The following is a 25,031-nucleotide window of genomic DNA, read 5'->3' as shown; positions in this document are numbered from 1 at the left end:
GCATCCGCCCTTCACGGGCAAGCGCGCTACTCGGAAAACAGGCTCAATTGCGCAGCGTCGCGCGCCGCCTTGAACGGCGCCGCCGCACGCGGCTTGTCCGGCATCCTGAACAACGACATGTCGAGCGCGCCGCCCCGGCGCACGTTCAAGCCGAGCCGCTTGACCGCCTGCTGGAAGCGCTGCCTCAACAGGTCGGCCCAGATCCCTTCCCCCTTCATCCGCTGGCCGAACGCCGACTCGTAATCCTTGCCGCCGCGCATGTCGCGCACGCGGCTCATCACTCGGTCCGCGCGATCCGGGAAATGCGCGGCCAGCCACTCCTTGAACAGGGGGGCGACCTCCCAGGGCAGGCGCAGCACGATATAGCTCGCATGCGTCGCGCCCGCTTCCGCGCACGCCTCCAGTACGCGCTCGAGATCGGGCTCGGTGACGAACGGGATCACGGGCGCGATGCTGACGCCGACCGGCACGCCCGCGTCGCGCAAGGCGCGGATCGTGCGCAGCCGCCGCGCGGGCGTCGCGGCCCGCGGCTCGAGCGCACGCGCGAGTTCGGCATCGAGCGTCGTGATGGTGACCGCGGCCATCACCTGCCCGCGCGCGGCCATCGGCGCGAGCAGATCGAGATCGCGCTCGATCAGCGAGGATTTCGTGATCGCCGCGAACGGCTGCCCGTGGTCGTGCATCACCTGGATGACCTGCCGCGTGATGCGCAGGTCGCGCTCGACCGGCTGGTAGGCGTCGGTGCTGACGCCGAGCGCGATGGGCTCGGGGATGTAGTGCTTCTTCGCGAATTCGCGCTTGAGCAATTCGGCTGCGTTCACCTTCGCATAGAGGCGGCTTTCGAAATCGAGCCCCGGCGACAGACCCAGATAGCTATGCGTCGGCCGCGCGAAGCAATAGATGCAGCCATGCTCGCACCCCCGGTACGGGTTGAGCGACACGCTGAATGGAATGTCCGGCGACGCATTGCGCGTGAGGATGCTCTTCGCGCGCTCCTCGAACACCTGCGTGCGCAGCGCGGGCGGCAGTTCGTCGTCGGATGGCGTCCAGCCGTCGTCGACCTGCTCGCGCTGCAGCACCTCGTAACGCCCCTGCAGATTGCCGACCGCCCCGCGCCCCTTGCGGGGCGCGGGCGGCGCAATCGGGTACTCGACATCGGATCGATCGCTCATCACGCACCTGGATGCGGCCGGAGCCGCCAACACGCCTTCGTTAATACTGGATATTTATACAGTATTAACGCAACGATGCCAAGTCCGCCCGCCTACTCGTCGACCGAGATCGTCAGCGTCTCCTTGATCTCCTCCATCACGACATAACTCTTCGACTGCACGGCCCCGGGCAGCTGCAGCAGGATATCGCCGAGCAGCTTCCGATAGTCGGCCATCTCGCCGATGCGCGCCTTGATCAGGTAGTCGAAATCCCCCGACACCAGATGGCACTCGAGCACCTCGTCGATCTTCATGACCTCCCGCCGGAATTGCTCGAACATGCTGCCGTTCTTGTGGTCCAGCGTGATCTCGACGAACACCAGCAGCGCGGCGCCCAGCTGCCCCGGATCGACCCGCGCGTGGTAGCCGGTGATCACGCCGTCGCGCTCCATCCGGCGCACCCGTTCGATGCATGGCGTGACCGTCAGGCCGACCTGCTCGGCGAGGTCCTTCATCGCCATGCGACCGTCGTCCTGCAACAGCTTCAGGATGCGGCGGTCGAGCTTGTCGAGCGCGCGCACCGGTTGGCGTTGAGTTCTCATTGGGTTTCGACTGAAAATCAAAAAAATACGATAACAAAAACTGGCGATTCGACAATACCATAGCGCAAAAAACTAGGGCAGCGAAGGTTCAGCGCATCGCGCCGGCGCCGCCCGACCTTCCATCTTGGAGCAGCTATGCGTGTGGTGATCTTGGGCAGCGGTGTGGTCGGCGTGGCAAGCGCCTATTATCTGGCGCGCGCCGGCCATGAAGTCACTGTGATCGATCGCGAGGTCGGCCCGGCGCTCGAAACCAGCTTCGCGAACGCCGGCCAGATCTCGCCGGGCTACGCCGCGCCGTGGGCCGCGCCGGGCGTGCCGCTGAAGGCCGTCAAGTGGATGTTCCAGAAGCACGCGCCGCTCGCGATCCGCCTCGACGGCACCCGCTTCCAGCTGCAATGGATGTGGCAGATGCTGCGCAACTGCACCGAGGCGCGCTACGCCGAGAACAAGGGCCGCATGGTGCGGCTCGCGGAATACAGCCGCGAATGCCTGCAGGCGCTGCGCACCGACACCGGTATCGAATATGAAGGCCGCACGGGCGGCACGCTGCAGGTGTTCCGCACCCAGCAGCAGCTCGACGGCGCCGCGAAGGACATCGCGGTGCTCCAAGACGCGAATGTCCCGTACGAACTGCTGTCGCCCGCCGAACTGGGCCGCGCCGAACCCGCGCTCGCCGCGGTGTCGCGCAAGCTCACGGGCGGCCTGCGGCTGCCGGGCGACGAAACCGGCGACTGCCAGCTGTTCACGACGCGCCTCGCCGCGCTCGCGGAGTCGCTCGGCGTGAAGTTCCGCTACAACACGCCGATCGACGCGCTCGCCGTGGCGGGCGGCAAGATCGCCGGCGTGCAGTGCGGCGCCGAGATGGTGCGCGGCGACGCCTACGTGGTGGCGCTCGGCTCCTACTCGACCGCGCTGCTCGCGAATCTCGTGAAGATCCCGGTCTATCCGCTGAAGGGCTATTCGATCACCGCGCCGATCGTCGATACGGCCGCCGCGCCGATCTCGACCGTACTCGACGAGACCTACAAGATCGCGATCACCCGCTTCGACCAGCGCATCCGTGTGGGCGGCATGGCGGAGATCGTCGGCTTCGACAGGCGGCTGCTCGAAGCGCGTCGCGAGACGCTCGAAATGTGCGTCAACGACCTCTTCCCGGGCGGCGGCGACACCTCGAAGGCGACCTTCTGGACCGGCCTGCGTCCGATGACGCCGGACGGCACGCCGGTGGTCGGCCGCACGCCGGTGTCGAACCTGTTCCTGAACACGGGCCACGGCACGCTCGGCTGGACCATGTCCTGCGGTTCGGGCCAGCTGCTCGCCGACCTGATGTCGGGCAAGAAGCCCGCGATCCAGGCGGACGACCTGTCGGTGCATCGCTACCTGCGCGAGACCGTCGGCCAGCACCGCCCCGCATACGCGTAAGCGCCGGCCGCGCTCCAGTGCAAACGGCGCCCGAGGGCGCCGTTTTTCATGCCGCTTCGCGTCCGCGTACGACTCAGAACTGGTCCTCGCTCAGCGCGAGCACGCCGCCCGCGCTGTCGGCGGACAGCACCGCCGCCTCCAGGCCGCCCGCCTGCGTGAGCAGGTGCTCCGCGTAGAACTGCGCGATCGCGATTTTCGCGTCGTGGAATGCCGGGTCCGATTCACGCTCGCGATGCGCCGCCAGCAGCGCACGCCCCATCTGCCAGCCGCCCAGCACGATCCCCGCCAGCTTCAGGTACGGCACGCTGCCCGCGAACACCGCATTCGGATCACGCTTCGCCGTCACCACCACGTACTCCACCACCGCCGCCAGCGACTGCGCGCCGCGCGCCAGCTGCGTGCGCATCGACGCGAACGCCGCGCCTTCCTGCGCGCCCAACGCCTCTACCGTCTTGCGCACCTCCGCCAGCAGCGCCTGCGCCACCGCCCCGCCGTCGCGCTGCGTCTTCCGGCCCACCAGATCGTTCGCCTGGATCGCCGTCGTCCCTTCGTAGATCGCCAGGATCCGCGCGTCGCGGTAGTACTGCGCCGCACCCGTCTCCTCGATGAAGCCCATCCCGCCGTGCACCTGCACGCCCAGGCTCGCCACCTCGTTCACCATCTCCGTGCTCCAGCCCTTCACGACCGGCACCAGATATTCGTAGATCCCCTGGTGGCGCGCACGCTCCGTCTCGTCCGGATGACGATGCGCGTGGTCGCTGTGCGCCGCCGCCACATACGCCAACGCCCGCGCGCCTTCCGTCAGCGCCCGCATCGTCGCCAGCATGCGCCGCACGTCCGGGTGATGGATGATCGTGACCGACTGTCTCGCCGAACCGTCCACCGGCCGGCTCTGCACCCGCTCCTTCGCAAAGGCCGCCGCCTTCTGGTACGCCCGCTCCGCCACCCCGACGCCCTGCATCCCCACCCCGAACCGCGCCGCGTTCATCATGATGAACATGTACTCCAGCCCGCGATTCTCGTCGCCCACCAGATACCCCACCGCGCCGCCGTGATCGCCATATTGCAGCACCGCCGTCGGGCTCGCCTTGATCCCGAGCTTGTGCTCGATCGACACGCACTGCACGTCGTTGCGCGCCCCCAGGCTGCCGTCCTCGTTCACCAGGAACTTCGGCACGATGAACAGCGAAATCCCCTTCACCCCTTCCGGCGCGCCCGGCGTGCGCGCCAGCACCAGGTGCACGATGTTCTCCGCCATATCGTGCTCGCCCCACGTGATGAAGATCTTCGTGCCGAACACCTGGTACGACCCGTCCGCCCGCGGCTCCGCCCGCGACCGCACCAGCGCCAGATCCGAGCCCGCCTGCGGCTCCGTCAGGTTCATCGTCCCCGTCCACTCGCCCGAAATCAGCTTCGGCACGTAGCGCTGCTTCTGCGCGTCCGTGCCCGCCGTCAGCAGCGCCTCGATCGCGCCGTCCGTCAACAGCGGGCACAGCGCGAACGACAGGTTCGCCGCGTTCAGCATCTCGATGCACGGCGTCGCCACCAGCTTCGGCAACCCCTGGCCGTCGTATTCGGTCGGGTGTTGCAATCCTTGCCATCCGCCTTCCACGAACTGCCGGAACGCCTCGCCGAAACCCGGCGTCGCCGTCACCGCGCCGTCCTTCCAGCTGCTCGGATTGCGGTCGCCCTCCACGTTCAGCGGCGCCAGCACCTCCCCGCAGAACTTCGCCGATTCCTCCAGCACCGCCCGCGCCGTCTCGAAACCGGCGTCCTCGAAGCCCGGCAGCCGCGCAACCGCGTCGAGGCCGGCCAATTCCTTCATCACGAACAGCATGTCCTTGACGGGGGCGTGATAGCTCATGGTGCTCTTCTCCTGTCGCCTGTGCTTGTCAATGAAAAAGGGGCGCTTGCCGCGCCCCTTCGGTTCGATGCCTGAACGGCGTGAGTGCGCGGCGCGCCGCGCCCGGGCTCAGCCCAGCTCGCCGACCAACTCCGGCACCAGCGTGAACAGATCGCCCACGAGGCCGTAGTCGGCCACGCTGAAGATCGGCGCTTCCGGATCCTTGTTGATCGCCACGATCACCTTCGAATCCTTCATGCCGGCCAGATGCTGGATCGCACCCGAGATGCCGACCGCGATGTACAGCTGCGGCGCGACGATCTTGCCCGTCTGGCCCACCTGATAATCGTTCGGCACATAGCCCGCGTCGACCGCCGCGCGCGAGGCGCCCAGCGCGGCCGACAGCTTGTCCGCCAGCGGCTCCAGCACCTTCGTGTAATTCTCGCCGCTGCCGAGGCCCCGGCCGCCCGACACGATGATGTTCGCGCTCGTCAGCTCCGGCCGGTCCAGCTTGGTCACTTCACGGCTCACGAACTGCGCGAGGCCCGCATCGGCCGCCGCCTCGATCTTCTCCACCGACGCGCTGCCGCCTTCCGCCGCCACCGGGTCGAAGCCCGTCGCGCGCACCGTGATCACCTTGATCGGGTCGCTCGACTGCACCGTCGCGATCGCATTGCCCGCGTAGATCGGCCGCTCGAACGTGTCCGCCGAATCCACCGCGGTGATGTCCGAGATCTGCGCGACATCGAGCTTCGCCGCGATCCGCGGCGCGATGTTCTTGCCGTAGGCCGTCGCCGGCGCGAGGATATGCGAGTAGTCCTTCGCGACATTCAGCACCGTCGCCTCGACGTTCTCCGCGAGGCCCGCTTCGAGCTGCGGCGCGTCGGCCAGCAGCACCTTGCTCACGCCCGCGATCTTCGCTGCCGCGTCCGCCGCGCCCTGCGCGTTGTGGCCCGCCACCAGCACGTGAATGTCGCCGCCGATCTTCGCCGCCGCCGCCACCGTGTTCAACGTGGCCGCCTTGATCGACGCGTTGTCGTGTTCCGCAATTACCAGAATCGTCATTTGTGTCCGCTCCCCTTACAGCACCTTGGCTTCGGTCTTCAGCTTCTCGACCAGCGTCTTCACGTCCGCCACCTTCACGCCGGCCGCGCGCTTCGGCGGCTCCACCACTTTCAGCGTCTTCAGGCGCGGCGCGACGTCCACGCCCAGGTCCGCCGGCTTCACCGTTTCCAGCGGCTTCTTCTTCGCCTTCATGATGTTCGGCAGCGTCACGTAGCGCGGCTCGTTCAGGCGCAGGTCCGTCGTCACCACGGCCGGCAGCGTCAGCGACAGCGTTTCCGCGCCGCCGTCCACTTCGCGCGCGACCGTCGCCTTACCGTCGGCCACCGTCACCTTCGAGGCGAAGGTCGCCTGCGGCAGGTTCGCCAGCGCCGCCAGCATCTGGCCCGTCTGGTTCGAATCGTCGTCGATCGCCTGCTTGCCGAGGATCACCAGTTGCGGCTGTTCCTTGTCGACCAGCGCCTTCAGGATCTTCGCCACGCCGAGCGGCTGCACTTCATCAGCCGACTCCACGAGGATCGCGCGGTCCGCGCCGATCGCCAGCGCCGTGCGCAGCGTCTCCTGCGCCTGCGACACGCCCACCGACACGGCGATCACTTCCGTCGCCACGCCCGCTTCCTTCAGGCGCACGGCTTCTTCAACCGCGATCTCGTCGAACGGGTTCATCGACATCTTCACGTTCGCAATGTCGACGCCCGTGCCGTCCGACTTCACCCGGACCTTCACGTTGTAATCGACCACTCTCTTCACTGGCACCAGGATTTTCATGCACACGCTCCAAAGTTACGAATACGACCAGCGGCCATTCTATAGCGAGGCCCGCCTGAGCGGCGCCACGTGTCCGCCCGTCTGCAGTTTTCGAGGATAGCGCTCCTCAGCGGCGCGCCGGCAATAGCGAACGATCGTTCTATTTTAAAAGAGAAAAAACCCGGACGCAAAGCCCGGGCTCTCGACCCTCGCCTCTAATCGCCCGCGCGCGCGGCCCTTACCAGGCCGCGATCACCGCGCCGCCGAAGCGGCTCTCGATGTAGTGCTTCACCTCCGGCGAATGGTAGGCCGCCACCAGTTTCCCGACCCAGGGCTTGCCGCGATCCGCCGCGCGGATCGCGATGATGTTCGCGTACGGGCCGTTCGGGCCCTCGATCGCGATCGCATCCTGTTTCGGCTTCAGGCCGGCTTCCATCGCATAGTTGGTATTGATCGCGGCGGCGTCGACGTCGCCGAGCGAACGCGGAATCTGCGCCGCATCCAGCTCGATGATCTTGAGTTTGCGCGGATTGTCGACGATGTCGAAGCGGGTCGCCTTCAGACCAACGTCCGCGCGCAGCTTCAGCACGCCCTGCTTCTGCAGCAGCAACAGGGCGCGGCCGCCGTTGGTCGGATCGTTCGGGATCGCGATGCGCGCGCCCGGCGGCAGCTCGGCCAGCGATTTCACGCGCTTCGAATAAAGACCCATCGGAAACGTCACGGTCTCCGCCACCTTGACGAGCGGATAGCCGCGATCCTTCACCTGCGCATCGAGATACGGCGCGTGCTGGTAGCTGTTCGCATCGAGGTCGCCCGCGGCAAGCGCGGCGTTCGGCTGCACGTAGTCGGAGAACTCGACGACCTTGATGTCGAGCCCCTGCTTCGCCGCCACCTGCTTGACCACTTCCATCACCTGCGCATGCGGGCCGCCCGTCACGCCGACCCGGATGGTCTGCGCGTCGACCGCGCCCGCGAAACACGCGACGACGCCGAGCGCGGCCGCCAATTTCAAGACAAAGCGTCGTTGCATGTCCGGTTCCTGGCTCCTGACAAAGGGATCAACGGTGACTGAGGCGTCGCACCAGCCAGTCGCCGAACGACTGCACGATCTGCACGAACACGATCAGGATCGCGACGACCGTCCACATCACTTCGGGCAGATAGCGCTGATAGCCGTAACGGATGCCGAGATCGCCGAGACCGCCGCCGCCGATCGCGCCCGCCATCGCCGAATAGCCGACGAGCGACACGAACGTGATGGTCAGTCCCGCGACGATGCCGGGCAGCGATTCCGGCAGCAGCACCTTGAAGACGATCTGGCCGGTGGTCGCGCCCATCGACTGCGCGGCCTCGATCAGGCCGCGATCGACCTCGCGCAGCGCGGTCTCGACGAGACGCGCGACGAACGGCGCCGCCGCGAGCGTCAGCGGCACGACCGCCGCGGCCGTGCCGATCGACGACCCGGTGACGAGCCGCGTGAACGGAATCACCGCGACCAGCAGGATGATGAACGGCGTCGAGCGCACCGCATTGACGAGGCCGCCCAGCACGCGATTGACCGCGAGGTTCTGCAGCACGCCCTGGCGATCGGTCAGGTACAGCAGCACGCCGAGCGGCAGGCCGACGAGCGCGCCCACCGCCCCGGAGATGCCGACCATGATCAGCGTCTCCCAGAACGACTGCACGAACATATCGAACATTTCACTCAACATACGAAAGCTCCTCGACCACCACGCCCTGCTCGCGCAGATACGCGAGCGCCTGCCCCACCTTGCCCGGCTCGCCGCCCGCGAGCACCGCGAGCGACCCGAACGCCTGCCCCTGGATCTCGTCGATCTGGCCGTGCAGGATGTTGAAGTCCAGCTCGTAGCGGCGGATCGTCTCCGACAGGATCGGCTGGTCGACGCCCGAGCCGATGAACGCCAGGCGCAGCAGATGACCGGCGCCCGTCTTCATGCGCTCGGCGACGCGCGCCTTGAGCGCCGGTGGCAGTTCCTGCGCGATCACGTCGCCGATCAGCGCGCGCGTCACTTCGTGATGCGGCTGCAGGAACACGTCGAGCACGCGGCCCGTCTCGACCACGCGGCCGGCATCGAGCACCGCGACGCGGTCGCAGACCTGCTTGATCACTTCCATCTGGTGCGTGATGAGGACGATCGTCAGCCCCAGCTCGCGATTGATCCGCTGGAGCAGTTCGAGGATCGCGCGCGTGGTTTCCGGATCGAGCGCGGAAGTCGCCTCGTCCGACAGCAGCACTTTCGGCTTGCTCGCGAGCGCGCGCGCGATGCCGACGCGCTGCTTCTGGCCGCCGCTGATCTGGGCCGGATAGCGGTCCTTCTGCGCGGACAGCCCCACGAGTTCGAGCAGCGGCAGCACCGTCGCCTCGATCTCCGCGCGCTTCACGCCGGCCAGCTCGAGCGGCAGCGCGACGTTGTCGAACACGGTGCGCGACGACAGCAGGTTGAAGTGCTGGAAGATCATGCCGATGTCGCGGCGCGCGGCGCGCAGCGCGCTCGCGGACAGCTGCGTCAGGTCGCGGCCGTCGACCACCACGTTGCCCTCCGACGGCCGGGTCAGCAGATTGAGGGTGCGCACGAGCGTACTCTTGCCCGCGCCGCTGCGGCCAATGATGCCGAACACCTCGCCTTGCGGGATCGTCAGGTTGACGTTGTGCAGCGCTTCGATCCAGCCTTGCGGGCCGGCGAACCGCTGTGAAAGATTGCGAATTTCGATCATGAGCGAAACAAAACGACGGTAGCGGACAAAGCCGAGCTTCCCTGCTTCGCCTGCCGGCCGCCGTATCTTGGAATAGCGGCGGATTTTACCGCAATCCCCTCATGAATCTTAATAATCGATTCCGAGCGTTTCATAACCAGGCGAAATTAGAGGACACCGCATAGTCGCCGCACGCTGCCGCGACTATGATCGTGCGACACGACCACGCCCCATTCGAACCGGAGACGCCCGCCATGAACGACACGCTGTCCGCCCGGGACGCCGCGCCCGCCGCCACGCCGCAGGGACCGATCCACGACCGGCTGCGCACCGCGGACGGCCTGGAGCTGACGTCGTCGCGCTGGCCGGTCGCGGCGCCCGCCCGGCCGCGTGCGACGATCGCGCTCGTGCACGGCCTCGCCGAGCACGCCGGCCGCTATCAGGCGCTCGCGGAGCGATTGAACGCGGCCGGGATCGAGCTGGTGTCGACGGACCTGCGCGGCCACGGCCGCTCGCCGGGCCGGCGCGCGTGGATCGACCATTTCGACCAATACCTGCTCGATGCCGACGCGCTCGTCGCGCGCGCCGCGCGCGACAACACGCCGTTGTTCCTGATGGGGCACAGCATGGGCGGCGCGATCGCCGCGCTGTATGCGATCGAGCGGGCCGCCGGCGGCCCGCCGCTCGCCGGCCTGATCCTGTCGAGCCCCGCGCTCGCGCCGGGGCGCGACGTGCCGCGCTGGATGCTCGCGCTGAGCCGCATCGTGAGCCGTCTATGGCCGGGCTTTCCCGCGCTGAAGATCGATGCCGCGCTGCTGTCGCGCGATCCGGCCGTGGTCGGCGCGAACCGCGCGGATCCGCTCGTGCATCACGACGCGGTGCCGGCGCGCACGGGCGCGGAGATTCTCTCGGCCATGGAGCGCATCGAACGCGGACGCGGCGCGCTGCGCCTGCCGGTGCTCGTCTATCACGGCACCGCGGACAAGCTCACCGAACCCGACGGCAGCCGTGTGTTCGGCACCCAGGTGGGCTCGCCCGACCGCACGCTGACGCTCTACGAGGGCGGCTATCACGAGACCATGGCCGACCTCGAACGCGAACGCGTGATCGGCGCGCTGCTCGACTGGATCGCGGCGCGCACGTGATGCGCGCCGGCGCGCGTCACAGCCCGGCCAGCACGCGCAGGTGCGCCACCACGCTGCGGCCGAGCGCGGAGAGGTTGTAGCCGCCTTCGAGGCAGCTCACGATGCGCCCTTGCGCGTGACGCCGCGCGACGGCGCAGATCTGTTCGGTCAGCCATTCGTAGTCGGCCTCGACGAGCCCCATGTTGCCGATCTCGTCCTCGCGGTGCGCGTCGAAGCCCGCCGACACGAACAGCATCTGCGGCCGGAACGCGTCGAGACGCGGCAGCCACATCATGTCGACCGCCTCGCGCACCGCCATCCCGCCCGTGCGCGCGGGCATCGGCAGGTTCACCATGTTCGGCGCCTGATGCTCGACGCCCGAGAACGGATACAGCGGATGCTGGAAGAAGCTGCACATCAGCACCCGCTCGTCGTTCGCAAACGCGGCCTCGGTGCCGTTGCCGTGGTGCACGTCGAAATCGATGATCGCGACGCGTTCGAGCCCGTGCGCCTCGAGCGCGTGCCGCGCGGCGATCGCCACGTTGTTGAAGAAGCAGAAGCCCATCGCGCGCGCGGGCTCCGCATGATGGCCGGGCGGACGCACGCTGCAGAACGCGTTGTCGTAGCGGCCGCCGAGCACCGCATCGGTCGCCTCGACCGCGGCGCCCGCGGCGCGCAGCGCCGCGCGCCACGTATGCGGATTCATCAGCGTGTCCGGATCGAGTTCCGCGTAGCCCGATGCGGGCGCGCTGCGCTTGATGTAGTCGATGTGCGCCTGCGTGTGGACCCGCGCAAGCGCGGCCTCGCTCGCGAACGGCGCCGTCTCGTGCACGATCAGGTCGTCGATCCGGCCCGCGATCAGCTGATCCCGGATCGCCGACAGCCGCGCCGGACATTCCGGATGCCAGTCGCCCATCTCATGCAGCAGGCAGTCGGGGTGGGTGTAAAAGGCGGTTGCCATATGCATCGGCGCGCGGCACGGGTCGCGCGCGCGCCGTCGTCTCCCTCAATGTGTTCACACAATCGTCTTGCGCGAAGTTCGCCGCTAACTTACCACATGACGGCCGCTTCCCGGGCCGACGGCCGGGGGGCGTCGGTTATACTGCGCCGTACACAATGCCTCGACCGCCCCGGTTCGCCATGACTTTCAAACCGCCTGCCGCATCCGTCTCATCCGCTGTCCTTCGCCGTCTTCCGTTCGCCGTCCTGTCGCTTGCCGCCGCGCTCGGCGTGTCCGCCGCCTGCGCGCAGACGCAGCCGGCCGCGCCGCTGACCGTCGCGCAGGCGCAGCCGCAACAGGCTCAACCCGCGCAGGCCGCGCCGCAAGGGCAAACCTTCGAGGAAGAGATCGTTCCGCAGCGCTACGCGAACAACCCGACGATCGACGCCTTCATCAGCGACGTCAGCGCGCGCGACAACTTCGATCCCGCCGCGCTGCGCGCGCTGTTCGCGCGCACCAGCTACTCGGCGACCGCCGTGAAGCTCGTCACGCCGGCCCCGTCGCCGTCGGTGAAGAACTGGCGCGTCTACCAGTCGCGCTTTCTCGACACCGTGCGGATCAACGCGGGCGTGAAATTCTGGCGTGCGAATCAGGCCACGCTGCAGCGCGCATCCGCCGAGTTCGGCGTGCCGCCCGAGGTGATCGTCGGAATCATCGGCGTCGAGACGATCTACGGCCGCTACATGGGTAACTTCCGCACGCTCGATGCGCTCACCACGCTGGCCTTCGATTATCCGAACACGCCGAATCGCGACGCGCGCCAGGCCACCTTCCGCAAGAACCTCGAAGACTTCCTGCTGTGGACGCGCGACAGTCAGATCGAACCGACGAGCGTGCTCGGCTCGTATACGGGCGCCGTCGGCATCCCGCAATTCCTGCCGAGCAGCATCCGCGACTACGCCGTCGACTACGACGGCAACGGCCATATCGATCTGCGCGCGAGCGTGGCCGATGCGATCGGCAGCGTCGCGAACTACCTGAAGCAGCATGGCTGGGAAACCGATCGCCCGGTGATCTGGAACATCTCGCCCGACACCGGCAGCCAGGGCGTGGCGCAAGCCGCCGCCGACGGCCAGCCCGAGCCGCACTGGGCGCTGTCACAGCTGCTGCGCGCGGGGCTCGTGCTCGACGAGCCGTCGCTGAACGTCGCGGCCGAGGCGGGAACGCCGGTCACGGTCGTCGACCTGCCGACGCCGGGCCGCGCGACCGAATACAAGCTCGGCCTGAAGAACTTCTACGTGCTGACCCGCTACAACCGCAGCTTCTTCTACGCGCTCGCGGTGTACCAGCTCGGCGAGCGCGTCAAGGAGCAGATGGCGGCCGGCGGCGCGCTGACGCCCGCCCCCGCGCCGGTTGCGCAGCCCGACCCGCAGTAACGCGCACGCCGCCTTCACCAGCAAAAAGCGCCGCTGTCAGCGGCGCTTTTTTCATGTCGGCGCGCGAACGCCGTCAGGCGGGAAACACCCCTGTCGACAGATAGCGATCGCCCCGGTCGCACACAATGAACACGATCGTTGCATTCTCGACCTGGCGCGCGACGCGCAGCGCCACTTCGCACGCGCCGCCCGACGAGATCCCGCAGAACAGCCCCTCGACCGACGCGAGCTTGCGCGCCATCGCTTCGGACGCCGCCTGGCTCACGTTCTCGACGCGATCGATCCGGCTGCGATCGAAGATCTTCGGCAGATAGGCTTCGGGCCACTTGCGAATGCCGGGGATGCGCGAACCCTCCTCGGGCTGCGCGCCGACGATCTCGATCTGCGGGTTCTGTTCCTTCAGATACTGCGAGGTGCCCATGATCGTGCCCGTCGTGCCCATCGCGGACACGAAGTGCGTGACGCGGCCCTCGGTGTCGCGCCAGATCTCGGGACCCGTGCCGGCGTAGTGCGCGAGCGGATTGTCCGGATTCGCGAACTGGTCGAGAATCACGCCCTTGCCTTCGCGCTGCATCTGCTCGGCGAGATCGCGGGCCAGCTCCATCCCGCCCTTCACCGGCGTCAGCAGGATCTCCGCGCCATAGGCCGCCATGCTCTGACGGCGCTCGACCGACAGGTCCTCCGGCATGATCAGCAGCATCTTGTAGCCGCGGATCGCGGCCGCCATCGCGAGCGCGATGCCGGTGTTGCCGCTCGTCGCCTCGATCAGCGTGTCGCCCGGCTTGATCCGGCCGCGCGCCTCGGCCTGGCGGATCATCGACAGCGCGGGCCGATCCTTCACCGAACCGGCCGGATTGTTGCCTTCCAGCTTCGCGAGGACCACGTTGTTGCGCGCGCGGATCTCGTCGTCCGGGATCCGGACCAGTTGTACGAGCGGCGTGTTGCCGATCGTGTCTTCGATAGTTTTGTAAGCCATGAACGTGACGATAGAACGAAGCCGGTTAATTGAGCGATTCTAAACCAGCACCGACGCGCGCGCGCTTCACCCCATCGACGCGAGGGGCACGCACGCCGACGAACACGCAAAAAACCCGCGGCGGACCGCGGGCAAACCGTCGCCGCACGGCACGACGGCTGAAGGAGCCTGGTGGGCGATATTTTGCAGCCCGGACTATTTTCGCGCGGGTGCGCCGGCCGCTTTCGACGGCGGCGCGGCGGCGGCAGGCTTCGCCGCGCCGATCGTGAGGCCCTCGGCCTGCAGGCGTTCGACCGTCGAGCCGCCCATGCCCTTTACGCGCCGGGCCAGATCCGCCCCGTCCTTGAACGGGCCATGCGCGGTCCGTTCGTCGATGATCGCGCGCGCCTTTGCCGGACCCACGCCCCGGATGCCGCGCAGCGCGTCATCGCTCGCGGTGTTCACATCGACGGCCGCCCACGCATGCGCGGCCACGGCCAACCCGACGGCCGCGCCAAGGATCTTCTTGAACATCTGGATCTCCCTGAAAAAAACGGCCGGCGGCTGCCGACCGTGAGACCCAGTGTAGGCAGGGAAGCGCCGCGCTTACACCTGGCCGGACAGCCAACGCACGTAACGGTCGACGCCTTCCTGCACCGTCAGGAACGCGGCGTCGTAGCCGGCCGCGCGCAGCTTCGTCTGGTCGGCCTGCGTGTAGCACTGATACTTGCCGCGCAGCGCGTCGGGGAACGGGATGTATTCGATGAGCCCCTGCTCGACCTGCTCGGCGAGCGTGAGCGGCGTCTTGCCGTCGAGCACGCGCAGCGTGTTGACGACGCTCGTCGCGACATCGTTGAACGGCTGCGCGCGGCCCGTGCCGAGGTTGAAGATGCCCGACTTCTCCGGATGATCGAAGAAGAACAGTTTCACCTTCACGACGTCCTCGATCGACACGAAATCGCGGGTCTGCTCGCCCGGCGCGTAGCCGTTGTACTCGCCGAACAGCTTGACCTTGCCTTCCGCGCGGAACTGGTTGAAGTTGTGGAACGCGACCGACGCCATCCGGCCCTTGTGCGTCTCGCGCGGCCCGTACACGTTGAAGTAGCGGAAGCCCGCGATCTGGCTCTTGGCGGTCGGCAGCACGCGGCGGATCACCTGGTCGAACAGGAACTTCGAATAGCCGTACACGTTGAGCGGCGCCTCGACCTCGCGCTCCTCGACGAAGCGCGTCGAGCCGCCGTAGGTCGCGCCCGACGACGCATACAGGAACTGCGTTCCGTTCGCGAGGCAGGTGTCGAGCACCGCGCGGCTGTAACGGAAGTTGTTGTCCATCATGTAGCGGCCGTCGGTTTCCATCGTGTCCGAACAGGCGCCCTCATGGAACACGGCGCGCACCTTGCCGAAATCGCCGCGCGCGAAACGCTCGATGAATTCGGTCTTGTCGAGGTAATCGTCGATCTCGCAATCGACGAGATTCTTGAACTTGTCGGCGCGAGTCAGGTTGTCGACGGCGATGATGCGCGTTTCGCCGCGCTCGTTCAGCGCCTTCACGAGATTCGCGCCGATGAAACCGGCCGCGCCGGTGACGATCAGGGTCATGGTCATCCTGCTCTAAAAGAAAAATCCGTCGGCGAACGCCCGGGGCGCCGCGACGTCGTCAAAACAATTCGTCGTATTCGACGGTCGCGGTGCCGAGCTTGCCGACCACGATCCCCGCCGCGCGATTCGCCAGCACCACCGCGTCCGCAAGCGACAGGCCCGCGCCCAGCATCGTGGCGACCGTGGCGATCACGGTGTCGCCCGCGCCCGACACATCGAACACTTCGCGCGCCTGCGCCGGCGCGTTCAGCTCGCCCGCGTCGGTAAACAGCGTCATCCCCTCTTCCGAGCGCGTCAGCAGCAGCGCGTCGAGCGCGAGCGACGCGCGCAGCTGCGCCACGCGCGCGCGCAGGTCGTCTTCCGACACCCATTGCCCGACCACCTCGCGCAGCTCCGCGCGATTCGGCGTGATCAGCGACGCGCCGCGATAGCGCGCCCAGTCCGCGCCCTTCGGATCGACCAGCACCGGCTTGCCCGCCGCGCGCGCGCGGTCGATCATCGTCGTCACATGCGTGAGGCCGCCCTTGGCGTAATCCGACATCAGGACCACGTCGTACGACGGCAGCAGCGCATCGAAACGCGCGAGGCTCGCGAGCAGCACTTCGTGCGTCGGCGACGCCTCGAAGTCCACGCGCAGCAACTGCTGCTGCTGCGCGAGCACGCGCAGCTTGATCGTGGTCGGCAACGCGCGGTCGCGATCGAAATACGCCGTCACGCCGCTCTCGCCGAGCAGCTCGACGATCCGGTCGCCCGGCTCGTCGCTGCCGATCACGCACAGCAGGCCGGCCCGGCCGCCCAGCGTCACCGCATTGCGCGCGACGTTGGCCGCCCCGCCGAGCCGCTCCTCGTGGCGCTGCACGTGCACGACCGGCACCGGCGCTTCGGGCGAGATGCGGTTCACGTTGCCGAACCAGTAGCGATCCAGCATCACGTCGCCGACGATCAGCACGCGCGAGTGCGCGAGTTGATCGCGGGATACGGCGGGCGCGGGTGCGCCGCTTGTCTCAGCGGACGAGTTGAGGTTCGACATGGGGGCGCCCGATCGCGTGATAGTCGATGCCGAGTTCAGCCATCGCATCCGGTTCGTAGAGATTGCGGCCGTCGAAGATCACCGGCGTCTTCAGCACCGACTTGAGATGCGCGAAATCGGGACTGCGGAACTCCTTCCATTCGGTGACGATCACAAGCGCGTCCGCGCCGACCAGCGCATCGTCGGCCGAATCGACCAATTGCAGCCGGGCCAGCGCCTCGGCATCAGCGCCGAAATCGAGCGCGAAGACGCGCTGCGCCTCCTCGAGCGCGACCGGATCGTACGCGCGCACCGTCGCGCCGCGTTCGAGCAGCGCGGCGATCAGGCGCCGGCTCGGCGCCTCGCGCATGTCGTCGGTGTTCGGCTTGAACGCCAGCCCCCAGACCGCGAAGCTGCGCCCGCTCAGGTCGGCGCCGTGGACCGCTTCGATCTTGTCGAGCAGCACGTGCTTCTGCGCGTGGTTGACCGCCTCGACCGCCTCCAGGATGCGCAGCGGATGGCCGTTCTCGCTCGCGGTGCGGATCAGCGCCTGCACGTCCTTCGGGAAGCACGAGCCGCCGTAGCCCACCCCGGCGTACAGGAAGTGATAGCCGATCCGCGGATCGGAACCGATGCCGCGCCGCACCGCCTCGATGTCCGCGCCGACGCGATCCGCGAGGTTCGACATCTCGTTCATGAACGAGATGCGGGTCGCGAGCATCGCGTTCGCCGCGTATTTCGCAAACTCCGCCGAGCGCACGTCCATGTAGATGGTGCGCTCGTGGTTGCGGTTGAACGGCGCGTACAGCTTCTTCATCTTCTCCGCGGCCAGCGTGCCGGATTCGTCGGCGTCGACGCCGATGATGATGCGATCCGGCCGCATGAAGTCCTCGACCGCCGCGCCTTCCTTGAGGAACTCGGGATTCGACACGACCGAGAAGCGATGCGCGACGCTGCCCGCGAGGCCGCGCGCGTCCAGCGCCTCGTCGACCACGCCACGCACGCGCTGCGCGGTGCCGACCGGCACCGTCGACTTGTCGACGATCACCTTGTAGCCGGTCATGTAGCGGCCGATGTTGCGCGCCGCCTCGAGCACGTATTGCAGATCGGCCGAGCCGTCCTCGTCGGGCGGCGTGCCGACCGCGATGAACTGGATCTCGCCGTGCGCGACGCTCGCCTCCACGTCGGTGGAGAACGTGATGCGCCCGGCCGCGCGGGTGCGCGCGATGATTTCCTGCAAGCCCGGCTCGTGGATCGGAATCCCGCCGGTGTTCAGGATCTCGATCTTGCGGGGATCGACGTCGAGGCAAAACACGTCGTGCCCGATTTCCGCGAGGCACGCGCCGGTGACGAGACCGACGTAGCCGGTGCCGATGATGGTGATTTTCATAAGTGTTCCGGTGAATCTTTCCGGTGGTTGACGGTTCACGCCGCCGGGAGCGCCATGCGCCCCCATCGAGCTGCGATCAATTGGGGACAGCAGGCTCGACGCGCCGCGGCGCGTAGGTTTCCCAACCACTGCATCCCGGGCATTGCCAGTAGAAGAGGCGCGCCCGGAAACCGCAATTCTGACATGTATAACGTGGCAAATTCTTGGTGCGCTGCTTGATCAGCGCGCGCATCATTTCCAGTTCGCTGCGCCGCGCCTCGTCGGCGCTCGCGATCTGCGCGTCGAGCAGGTGCAGCATGCCCGACAAGTTCGGCGACTTCTCCATCTGCGTGCGCGCGAGCGCATGCGCCGCTTCGGTGCCGCTCAGCTGCAGGATGTACTGGTACGCGACGTCGAGCAGGTCGTTCGACGGATAGCGCTCCGCGTAGTCCTTGAGCAGTTCGGCGCCCTGCGCGCCTTCGCCGAGCCCGTCGTAGGCCTTCATCAGCTTCTCCGCGACGAGCGGCAGGTAAGCCGCATTCTGCGCCTCGACGCGACGCCAGTGCGCGATCGCCGCGCGCGCATCGCCCGACGCGGCGGCCGCGTCGCCGGACAGGATCGTCGCACGCACGTTCTGCGGATTCGCGACGAGCGCGAGACGCAGCTGCTCTTCAGCCGCACCGGCCTCCTTGCGCTGCAACGCGTCCTGCGCGAGTTCGCAATGGAAATGCGCGATCTCGACGCCGAGCAGCGTGTCGCTCATCGCCTCGATCCGCCGCGCGGTCTCGATCGACTTGTTCCACTCCTTCTCGATCTGATAGATGGCCAGCAGCGCGCGCTGCGCGTCCAACGCGTAATTGCCGTCCGCGAGCATGTGCAAGGTTTCCTCCGCGCGATCGAGCAGGCCGGCCTTCAGGAAATCCTGGCCCAGCTCGAACAGCGCGTGGTCGCGCTCGTTGGCCGGCAGATCGTTGCGGCTCAGCAGGTTCTGGTGCACGCGGATCGCCCGGTCGGTCTCGCCGCGGCGGCGGAACAGATTGCCGAGCGCGAAGTGCAGCTCGACCGTTTCCGGATCGAGCCGCGCCACTTCGATGAACGCGTCGATCGCCTTGTCCGGCTGCTCGTTCAGCAGGAAATTCAGGCCACGGAAATACGAACGCGGCAGGTTCGTGCCTTCGGAGAGCAGCTTGTTGAGGTCGTAGCGCGAGGCGGCCCAGCCCAGCGCGAAGGCAACGGGGATGGCCAGCAGCCACCAGAAATCGAGATCCATGCGATGTATCGAGGCGAAGACAAGAAAGCCGCGCGGCAAGCGCGCGACTCGGGGTCGTTAAATGACGGGCGGCATCGGCGGCTGATCGACGGCGACCGGGGTTTCCCGCGCGCTGCGCAGGTCACGCTTCAGGCGGCCGTTCTCGAGGCGCATCCGCAACACCGAAGGCGCGGCGGACAGCAGGCCGGCGAGCAGGCCGACGCCGAAGAATGCGAGGCCGATCAGGATCAGCGGCGCTTGCCAGTTGTAGCCGGCGAGGAAATTCAGCGTGGCGGTTTGCGTATTGGCGAGTGCCAGCACCAGCAACAGCACGAACACCAGCACCCGGATCAACCAGACGATAAATTTCATGAAACCCTCTCTTTGACTGAGATTTGCCGGCGACGCGTGCGACTCCCCTTCGCCGCGCCGAAGTGACCCGTATTGTAAAGGAAGCGTTTGAGGGCGCGCGAACGGGTTCGGGCCGCGCGTGCGCGACACCCGCGCGCAAGCGCCCACGCCCCAATGAAAAAGCGCCCATGAAGGGCGCTTTCTTTCAGCCATGCCGGCAGGGCTCCGGCGACGCTTACAGATCGTCGTCGGTGTCTTCGTCTTGCTTCAACGGCTCGCCGACGCGGCCATCGACGCGCTCACGCAATTCCTTGCCGGGCTTGAAGTGCGGCACGTGCTTTTCGGGCACCTGCACCTTCTCACCCGACTTCGGGTTGCGACCCACGCGGGCCGGGCGGCGATTCAAGCCGAAGCTGCCGAAGCCGCGAATTTCGATGCGATGCCCTTTCGATAGAGCATCGGACATCGCATCGAGCATCGTTTTCACCGCGAAATCCGCATCCTTGAGGACAAGTTGCGGAAATCGCGTTGCCAGCTGGGCGACCAACTCGGATTTGGTCATACTTCAGCAGACCTCGTAAGGCTTACTGGTTCTGGCCGTCGAGCTTGGCCTTCAGCAGCGCGCCGAGGTTCGTCGTGCCGGTTGCCGCTGCGCTGGAGTCGGACTGCAGGCCGCGAATCGCTTCTTGCTGCTCGGCCGAATCCTTCGCCTTGATCGACAGGTTGATGCCGCGCGACTTGCGATCGATGTTGATCACCATCGCGTTGACCTTGTCGCCTTCCTTCAGCACGTTGCGAGCGTCTTCAACGCGATCTTGCGCGATTTCCGATGCGCGCAGATAGCCTTCGACTTCACCCGACAGCGTCACCACGGCGCCCTTCGCATCGACCGACTTCACCACGCCGTCAACGATCGAACCCTTGTCGTTCATGGCAACGTAGTTGCTGAACGGGTCGCCTTCGAGCTGCTTGATGCCCAGCGAAATGCGTTCCTTCTCGACGTCGATGCCGAGCACGATCGCTTCCACTTCGTCGCCCTTCTTGTACTTGCGGACGGCTTCTTCGCCGGCTTCGCTCCACGACAGGTCCGACAGGTGGACCAGGCCGTCGATGCCGCCCGGCAGGCCGATGAACACGCCGAAGTCGGTGATCGACTTGATCGCGCCCGTCAGCTTGTCGCCCTTCTTGAAGTTGCGGCTGAAGTCATCCCACGGATTCGGCTTGCATTGCTTCATGCCGAGGCTGATACGACGACGGTCTTCGTCGATCTCGAGGACCATGACTTCGACTTCGTCGCCCAGCTGAACAACCTTCGACGGGGCGACGTTCTTGTTCGTCCAGTCCATTTCCGACACGTGGACCAGGCCTTCGATGCCCGACTCCACTTCGACGAATGCGCCGTAGTCGGTGATGTTGGTGACCTTGCCGAACAGGCGCGTGCCCGACGGGTAACGACGCGAGATGCCTTCCCACGGATCGTCGCCCAGTTGCTTGATGCCGAGCGAGACGCGATTCTTCTCTTGGTCGAACTTGAGGATCTTCGCGGTGACTTCCTGGCCAACCGACAGAACTTCGCTCGGGTGGCGCACACGACGCCATGCGATGTCGGTGATGTGCAGCAGGCCGTCGATGCCGCCGAGGTCGACGAACGCGCCGTAGTCGGTGATGTTCTTGACCACGCCGTTGACGATCGCGCCTTCCTTCAGCGTCTCGAGCAGCTTCGCGCGCTCTTCGCCTTGGGTCGCTTCGATCACTGCGCGACGCGACAGCACGACGTTGTTGCGCTTGCGGTCGAGCTTGATCACGCGGAATTCGAGGGTCTTGCCTTCGTACGGCGTCGTGTCCTTGACGGGACGCGTGTCGACGAGCGAGCCCGGCAGGAACGCGCGGATGCCGTTGACCATCACGGTCATGCCGCCCTTCACCTTGCCGGTGATGGTGCCGGTGACCAGTTCGTTGTTGTCGAGCGCCTTCTCGAGCGACAGCCACGAAGCGAGACGCTTCGCCTTGTCGCGCGACAGGATCGTGTCGCCGTAGCCGTTTTCCAGCGCGTCGATCGCGACGGAAACGAAATCGCCCGCCTGAACCTCAACCTCGCCCTGATCGTTCAGGAATTCCTCGATCGGAATGTATGCCTCGGACTTGAGGCCTGCGTTCACGACCACGAAGTTGTGGTCGACGCGCACGACTTCGGCGGAAATCACTTCGCCGGCGCGCATGTCTTGGCGGGTCAGCGACTCTTCGAACAGAGCCGCGAAAGATTCGGTATTCGGGGTGGAGGTTTGCAGGTCGGACATAAAAATCGGAATGTGCATGGGTTTCGTACCGTCTCGCCGGGCGGAATGACCGGCTGTCAGAACAGGTGCAAATGCCATACGGGGTTAAGGGTTCAACACACGCCGCGCGCAAATGCGCACGCGGCACCACGACATGCCCGCCCTTCAGGCGGACTGGCCCAGCGCCCGGTGCCACGCCAGGACCTGTTCGACCGATTGCTCGATCGTCAGGCCCGAGGTGTCGAGGGGCTTGGCGTCTGCGGCGGGCTTGAGCGGCGCGGCGGCGCGATTGCTGTCGCGTGCGTCGCGCTCACGCAAATCCCGGAGCAAGTCATCTATATTAGCAGAAAAACCTTTTTGCATCAATTGCTTATGCCGTCTGGCAGCGCGCGCCTCGACGCTCGCGGTCAGGAACACCTTGAGCCCGGCGTCCGGGAAGATCACCGTGCCCATGTCGCGGCCGTCCGCGACCAGCCCCGGCAGCTTGCGGAACGCCCGCTGGCGCGCCACCAGCGCGGCGCGCACCGGCGCATGCACGGCGATCGCCGAGGCCCGGTTGCCGATCGCCTCCGCGCGGATCTCGTCCGACACGTCGACACCGTCGAGCTGCGCGCAGCCCTCGCGGAACGTGATGTGCAGGTCGTCGACGAGCTTCGCGAGCGCGTCCGGCTGATCCGGCTCGATCGCGTAGCGCAGGCTCGCAAGGGCCGCCAGCCGGTACAGCGCGCCGCTGTCGAGCAGGTGGAAGCCCAAGTGCGCGGCGACGAGCGCGGCGACCGTGCCCTTGCCGGACGCGGTCGGGCCATCGATCGTGATAACTGGGGTCGGGTGAAAAGGACGGTTCGGTTTCATCAGTTCAATGCAGGCGTCAAGCCTTGGCGAGCGCCAGGAAGCGCTCGAAATAATCGGGGAACGTCTTGCCGACGCATTTCGGATCGTTGATGCGCACCGGCACGCCGCCGAGGCTGACGAGCGAGAAGCACATCGCCATGCGGTGATCGTCGTAGGTGTCGATCGCCGCGTTCGGCGTCAGCGCGGCAGGCGGCTTGACGATCAGATAGTCCTCGCCCTCCTCCACGGTCGCGCCGACCTTGCGCAGCTCGGTCGCCATCGCGGCGATGCGGTCGGTTTCCTTGACGCGCCAGCTCGCGATGTTGCGCAACGTGCTCGCGCCGCCCGCGAACAGCGCCGCGACGGCGATCGTCATCGCGGCGTCGGGGATCAGGTTGAAATCCATGTCGATCGGCGCGAGCTTGCCGTGATCATGGCCGATCCCGCGCACCTCGATCCAATCGTCGCCCATCGACACGTTCGCGCCCATCCGCATCAGCGCGTTCGCGAAACCGACATCGCCCTGGATGCTCGCGCGGCCGACGCCCTCGACCCGCAGCGGACCGCCGCCGAGCGCGCCGGCCGCGAGAAAATAGGACGCCGACGACGCGTCGCCTTCCACCATGATCCGGCCGGGCGAGCGGTAGCGCACGCCGGCCGGCACCGTGAAGCGCGCCCAGCCGTCGCGCTCGACGGTCACGCCGAAGCGCGCCATCAGCTTGATCGTGATCTCGATGTACGGCTTCGAGATCAATTCGCCGTCGACCTCGACGACCGTCACGCCCTCCTTCGTCTTGACGAGCGGCAGCGTCATCAGCAGCGCGGTCAGGAACTGGCTCGACACGTCGCCGCGCACGCGGATCGGCGCATCGATCGAGATCGACGCCGGCCGGATCCGCAGCGGCGGATAACCATCGTTCTCCTCGTAGTCGATCTGCGCGCCGATCTGGCGCAAGCCGTCGACGAGGTCGCCGATCGGCCGCTCGTGCATGCGCGGCACCCCGTGCACGCGATAGTCGCCGCCATTGACCGCGAGCGCGGCCGTCAGCGGCCGCACCGCGGTGCCCGCGTTGCCGAGGAACAGATCTGCCGTGCGCGCGGTGAACGCGCCGCGCGTGCCGGACACCACACAGGTGTCGCCGTCGCGCGCAAGCCGCACGCCGAGCTTGCCGAGCGCATCGAGCATCACCCGCGTGTCGTCGGAATCGAGCAGGTTCGTGATGGTGGTCTCGCCTTCCGCCAGCGCCGCCAGCAACAGCACGCGATTGGAAATGCTCTTCGAGCCGGGTAGCCGCACCGTGCCGGACGCCTGGGAGAATGGGCCGAGATCGAGATGATCCATGAGTGATCCTGTTGATCCTGTTAAGACTGAACGGAACCGGGCGCGGCTTGGCCGCCGCGCTCCTGCCATGCGGTGCGGGCGTCGCGCGAGCGCGCGAACACCGCCTCGAGCGCCGCGCCGTCGCCGGCGTCGATCGCCGCGCGCAGGCGCGCCAGCACGCGCGCGTAGGCGTCGAGCTCGTCAAGCAGCGCGACGCGGTTCGCGACGCACACGTCGCGCCACATCTCGGGGCTCGACGCCGCGATCCGCGTGAAATCGCGGAAACCGCCCGCGGCATATGAAAACTTCAGTTCGGCGTCGGACTCGCCGAGAATCTGCTCGACCAGCGCGAACGACAGCACGTGCGGCAGATGGCTCACCGCCGCGAACACGCGATCGTGCTGCGCGGCGTCCATCGTCCGCACCTCGGCGCCCGCGGCCTGCCACATCGCGGCGATCCGCTCGCGCGCGGCGGGCGGATTCTCGGGCAACGCGCACAGCACGACGTTGCGCCCGACGTAGAGATCAGGCAAGGCCGCCTCGACGCCGCTCGATTCGCGCCCGGCGATCGGATGGCCCGGCACGAACTGGCCGATGCGCGCGCCGAGCGCCGTGCGAGCCACGGCCTCGACGTCCGACTTCGTGCTGCCCGCGTCGGTGACGAGGGTCGACGGCTCGAGGAACGGCGCGATGCGCGCGAGAATCGGCCCGGTCTGCGCGACCGGCGCCGCGAGCAGCACCAGGTCCGCGCCGCGCAACGCGTCGCGCAACTGCGCGTCGTCGTCCAGCGCCGCGCCGCGGTCGATCACGCCCAGTTCACAGGCGCGCGCGATCGACGCGGGCGAACGGCCGACGCCCACCACCTCGCCCGCCGCGCCCGCGCGTTCGCGCAGCGCGCGCGCGAGCGAGCCGCCGATCAGGCCGACGCCGAAAATCACCAGCTTATTGAAAGAGAAACCAGACACGGCAGACGCCAGGTAATGCGCGCGCGGGCAAGCCCGGCGCGCGCGGATCAGGGGCGGGATGCCG

At 67.2% G+C, this 25,031-nt stretch carries 24 protein-coding genes; 3 read left to right on the top strand and 21 right to left on the bottom strand.

The features are described from left to right. Nucleotides 1-26: 26 nt before the first annotated feature. Complete coding sequence (locus Bsp3421_RS17360; protein WP_274001902.1) at nucleotides 27-1,172, bottom strand: PA0069 family radical SAM protein; 1,146 nt, start codon at nucleotides 1,170-1,172, stop codon at nucleotides 27-29. A 92-nt stretch (nucleotides 1,173-1,264) separates the two neighbouring features. Then, a complete protein-coding gene (locus Bsp3421_RS17355) occupies nucleotides 1,265-1,753 on the bottom strand; it encodes an Lrp/AsnC ligand binding domain-containing protein (RefSeq protein WP_274001899.1) in 489 nt (162 codons plus the stop codon). A gap of 135 nt (nucleotides 1,754-1,888) precedes the next feature. On the opposite strand from Bsp3421_RS17355, the gene Bsp3421_RS17350 reads away from it, so the two are divergent. Next, complete coding sequence (locus Bsp3421_RS17350; protein WP_274001896.1) at nucleotides 1,889-3,175, top strand: D-amino acid dehydrogenase; 1,287 nt, start codon at nucleotides 1,889-1,891, stop codon at nucleotides 3,173-3,175. 73 nt (nucleotides 3,176-3,248) lie between these two features. On the opposite strand, the gene Bsp3421_RS17345 is transcribed toward Bsp3421_RS17350, so the two are convergent. The 6 genes from Bsp3421_RS17345 to Bsp3421_RS17320 all read right to left on the bottom strand — a co-directional run bounded on the left by Bsp3421_RS17345 (nucleotide 3,249) and on the right by Bsp3421_RS17320 (nucleotide 9,563). Beyond that, entirely contained in the window at nucleotides 3,249-5,039 is a 1,791-nt protein-coding gene (locus Bsp3421_RS17345) for an acyl-CoA dehydrogenase (RefSeq protein ID WP_274001895.1), read from the bottom strand. A 108-nt stretch (nucleotides 5,040-5,147) separates the two neighbouring features. Then, a complete protein-coding gene (locus Bsp3421_RS17340) occupies nucleotides 5,148-6,083 on the bottom strand; it encodes an electron transfer flavoprotein subunit alpha/FixB family protein (protein ID WP_274001893.1) in 936 nt (311 codons plus the stop codon). A gap of 15 nt (nucleotides 6,084-6,098) precedes the next feature. Then, nucleotides 6,099-6,848 carry an electron transfer flavoprotein subunit beta/FixA family protein gene (locus Bsp3421_RS17335; protein WP_274001891.1) on the bottom strand — a complete coding sequence of 250 codons (750 nt, stop codon included), beginning with the start codon at nucleotides 6,846-6,848 and terminating at the stop codon, nucleotides 6,099-6,101. A 217-nt stretch (nucleotides 6,849-7,065) separates the two neighbouring features. Next, complete coding sequence (locus Bsp3421_RS17330; protein ID WP_274001890.1) at nucleotides 7,066-7,857, bottom strand: MetQ/NlpA family ABC transporter substrate-binding protein; 792 nt, start codon at nucleotides 7,855-7,857, stop codon at nucleotides 7,066-7,068. A 28-nt stretch (nucleotides 7,858-7,885) separates the two neighbouring features. Continuing rightward, the gene (locus Bsp3421_RS17325) at nucleotides 7,886-8,539 is read right to left on the bottom strand and encodes a methionine ABC transporter permease (RefSeq protein ID WP_274001887.1); all 654 of its coding nucleotides are present in this window, start codon (nucleotides 8,537-8,539) and stop codon (nucleotides 7,886-7,888) included. Further along, on the bottom strand, nucleotides 8,529-9,563 hold the full coding sequence (locus Bsp3421_RS17320) for a methionine ABC transporter ATP-binding protein (protein WP_274001885.1): 1,035 nt from the start codon (nucleotides 9,561-9,563) through the stop codon (nucleotides 8,529-8,531). The genes Bsp3421_RS17325 and Bsp3421_RS17320 overlap by 11 nt, the downstream gene beginning before the upstream one ends. A 302-nt stretch (nucleotides 9,564-9,865) precedes the next feature. On the opposite strand from Bsp3421_RS17320, the gene Bsp3421_RS17315 reads away from it, so the two are divergent. Beyond that, nucleotides 9,866-10,687 (top strand): lysophospholipase, encoded by an 822-nt coding sequence (locus tag Bsp3421_RS17315; RefSeq protein ID WP_443111589.1) that lies wholly within the window; start codon nucleotides 9,866-9,868, stop codon nucleotides 10,685-10,687. 16 nt (nucleotides 10,688-10,703) lie between these two features. On the opposite strand, the gene Bsp3421_RS17310 is transcribed toward Bsp3421_RS17315, so the two are convergent. Beyond that, nucleotides 10,704-11,627, bottom strand: a complete 924-nt coding sequence (locus tag Bsp3421_RS17310) for a histone deacetylase family protein (RefSeq protein WP_274001879.1) — start codon at nucleotides 11,625-11,627, stop codon at nucleotides 10,704-10,706. A gap of 179 nt (nucleotides 11,628-11,806) precedes the next feature. Between Bsp3421_RS17310 and mltB the strand changes: the two genes are divergently transcribed. Continuing rightward, entirely contained in the window at nucleotides 11,807-13,042 is a 1,236-nt protein-coding gene (gene mltB / locus Bsp3421_RS17305; RefSeq protein ID WP_274001877.1) for a lytic murein transglycosylase B, read from the top strand. Between the two features lie 73 nt (nucleotides 13,043-13,115). Here mltB and cysM read toward each other — a convergent pair whose 3' ends face one another. The 12 genes from cysM to Bsp3421_RS17245 all read right to left on the bottom strand — a co-directional run bounded on the left by cysM (nucleotide 13,116) and on the right by Bsp3421_RS17245 (nucleotide 24,967). Continuing rightward, nucleotides 13,116-14,018 (bottom strand): cysteine synthase CysM, encoded by a 903-nt coding sequence (cysM, locus tag Bsp3421_RS17300; RefSeq protein ID WP_274001876.1) that lies wholly within the window; start codon nucleotides 14,016-14,018, stop codon nucleotides 13,116-13,118. 195 nt (nucleotides 14,019-14,213) lie between these two features. Next, the gene (locus Bsp3421_RS17295) at nucleotides 14,214-14,531 is read right to left on the bottom strand and encodes a ComEA family DNA-binding protein (RefSeq protein ID WP_274001873.1); all 318 of its coding nucleotides are present in this window, start codon (nucleotides 14,529-14,531) and stop codon (nucleotides 14,214-14,216) included. Nucleotides 14,532-14,603: 72 nt separating this feature from the next. Next, the gene (gene rfaD / locus Bsp3421_RS17290) at nucleotides 14,604-15,596 is read right to left on the bottom strand and encodes an ADP-glyceromanno-heptose 6-epimerase (RefSeq protein WP_274001871.1); all 993 of its coding nucleotides are present in this window, start codon (nucleotides 15,594-15,596) and stop codon (nucleotides 14,604-14,606) included. A 58-nt stretch (nucleotides 15,597-15,654) separates the two neighbouring features. Next, on the bottom strand, nucleotides 15,655-16,626 hold the full coding sequence (rfaE1, locus tag Bsp3421_RS17285; RefSeq protein ID WP_274001868.1) for a D-glycero-beta-D-manno-heptose-7-phosphate kinase: 972 nt from the start codon (nucleotides 16,624-16,626) through the stop codon (nucleotides 15,655-15,657). Continuing rightward, nucleotides 16,601-17,995 carry a UDP-glucose dehydrogenase family protein gene (locus tag Bsp3421_RS17280; protein ID WP_274001865.1) on the bottom strand — a complete coding sequence of 465 codons (1,395 nt, stop codon included), beginning with the start codon at nucleotides 17,993-17,995 and terminating at the stop codon, nucleotides 16,601-16,603. Before Bsp3421_RS17280 ends, rfaE1 begins: the two co-directional genes overlap by 26 nt. A gap of 76 nt (nucleotides 17,996-18,071) precedes the next feature. Then, nucleotides 18,072-19,244, bottom strand: a complete 1,173-nt coding sequence (lapB, locus tag Bsp3421_RS17275; RefSeq protein ID WP_274001864.1) for a lipopolysaccharide assembly protein LapB — start codon at nucleotides 19,242-19,244, stop codon at nucleotides 18,072-18,074. A gap of 57 nt (nucleotides 19,245-19,301) precedes the next feature. After that, nucleotides 19,302-19,595 (bottom strand): LapA family protein, encoded by a 294-nt coding sequence (locus tag Bsp3421_RS17270; protein ID WP_274004242.1) that lies wholly within the window; start codon nucleotides 19,593-19,595, stop codon nucleotides 19,302-19,304. 214 nt (nucleotides 19,596-19,809) lie between these two features. Next, entirely contained in the window at nucleotides 19,810-20,136 is a 327-nt protein-coding gene (locus Bsp3421_RS17265) for an integration host factor subunit beta (RefSeq protein WP_274001861.1), read from the bottom strand. Nucleotides 20,137-20,158: 22 nt separating this feature from the next. Then, complete coding sequence (gene rpsA, locus Bsp3421_RS17260; protein ID WP_337995305.1) at nucleotides 20,159-21,889, bottom strand: 30S ribosomal protein S1; 1,731 nt, start codon at nucleotides 21,887-21,889, stop codon at nucleotides 20,159-20,161. Nucleotides 21,890-22,015: 126 nt separating this feature from the next. Beyond that, a complete protein-coding gene (cmk, locus tag Bsp3421_RS17255) occupies nucleotides 22,016-22,702 on the bottom strand; it encodes a (d)CMP kinase (protein ID WP_274001857.1) in 687 nt (228 codons plus the stop codon). 16 nt (nucleotides 22,703-22,718) lie between these two features. Beyond that, a complete protein-coding gene (gene aroA, locus Bsp3421_RS17250; RefSeq protein WP_274001856.1) occupies nucleotides 22,719-24,023 on the bottom strand; it encodes a 3-phosphoshikimate 1-carboxyvinyltransferase in 1,305 nt (434 codons plus the stop codon). A gap of 20 nt (nucleotides 24,024-24,043) precedes the next feature. After that, nucleotides 24,044-24,967 carry a prephenate dehydrogenase gene (locus tag Bsp3421_RS17245; RefSeq protein WP_274001854.1) on the bottom strand — a complete coding sequence of 308 codons (924 nt, stop codon included), beginning with the start codon at nucleotides 24,965-24,967 and terminating at the stop codon, nucleotides 24,044-24,046. Nucleotides 24,968-25,031: the final 64 nt, after the last annotated feature.

Source organism: Burkholderia sp. FERM BP-3421 (assembly GCF_028657905.1).
In the GTDB taxonomy this organism is placed as follows: Bacteria; Pseudomonadota; Gammaproteobacteria; order Burkholderiales; family Burkholderiaceae; genus Burkholderia.
Note: the sequence above shows the minus strand (reverse complement) of the source record. Positions and strands in the feature narration are given on the sequence as shown.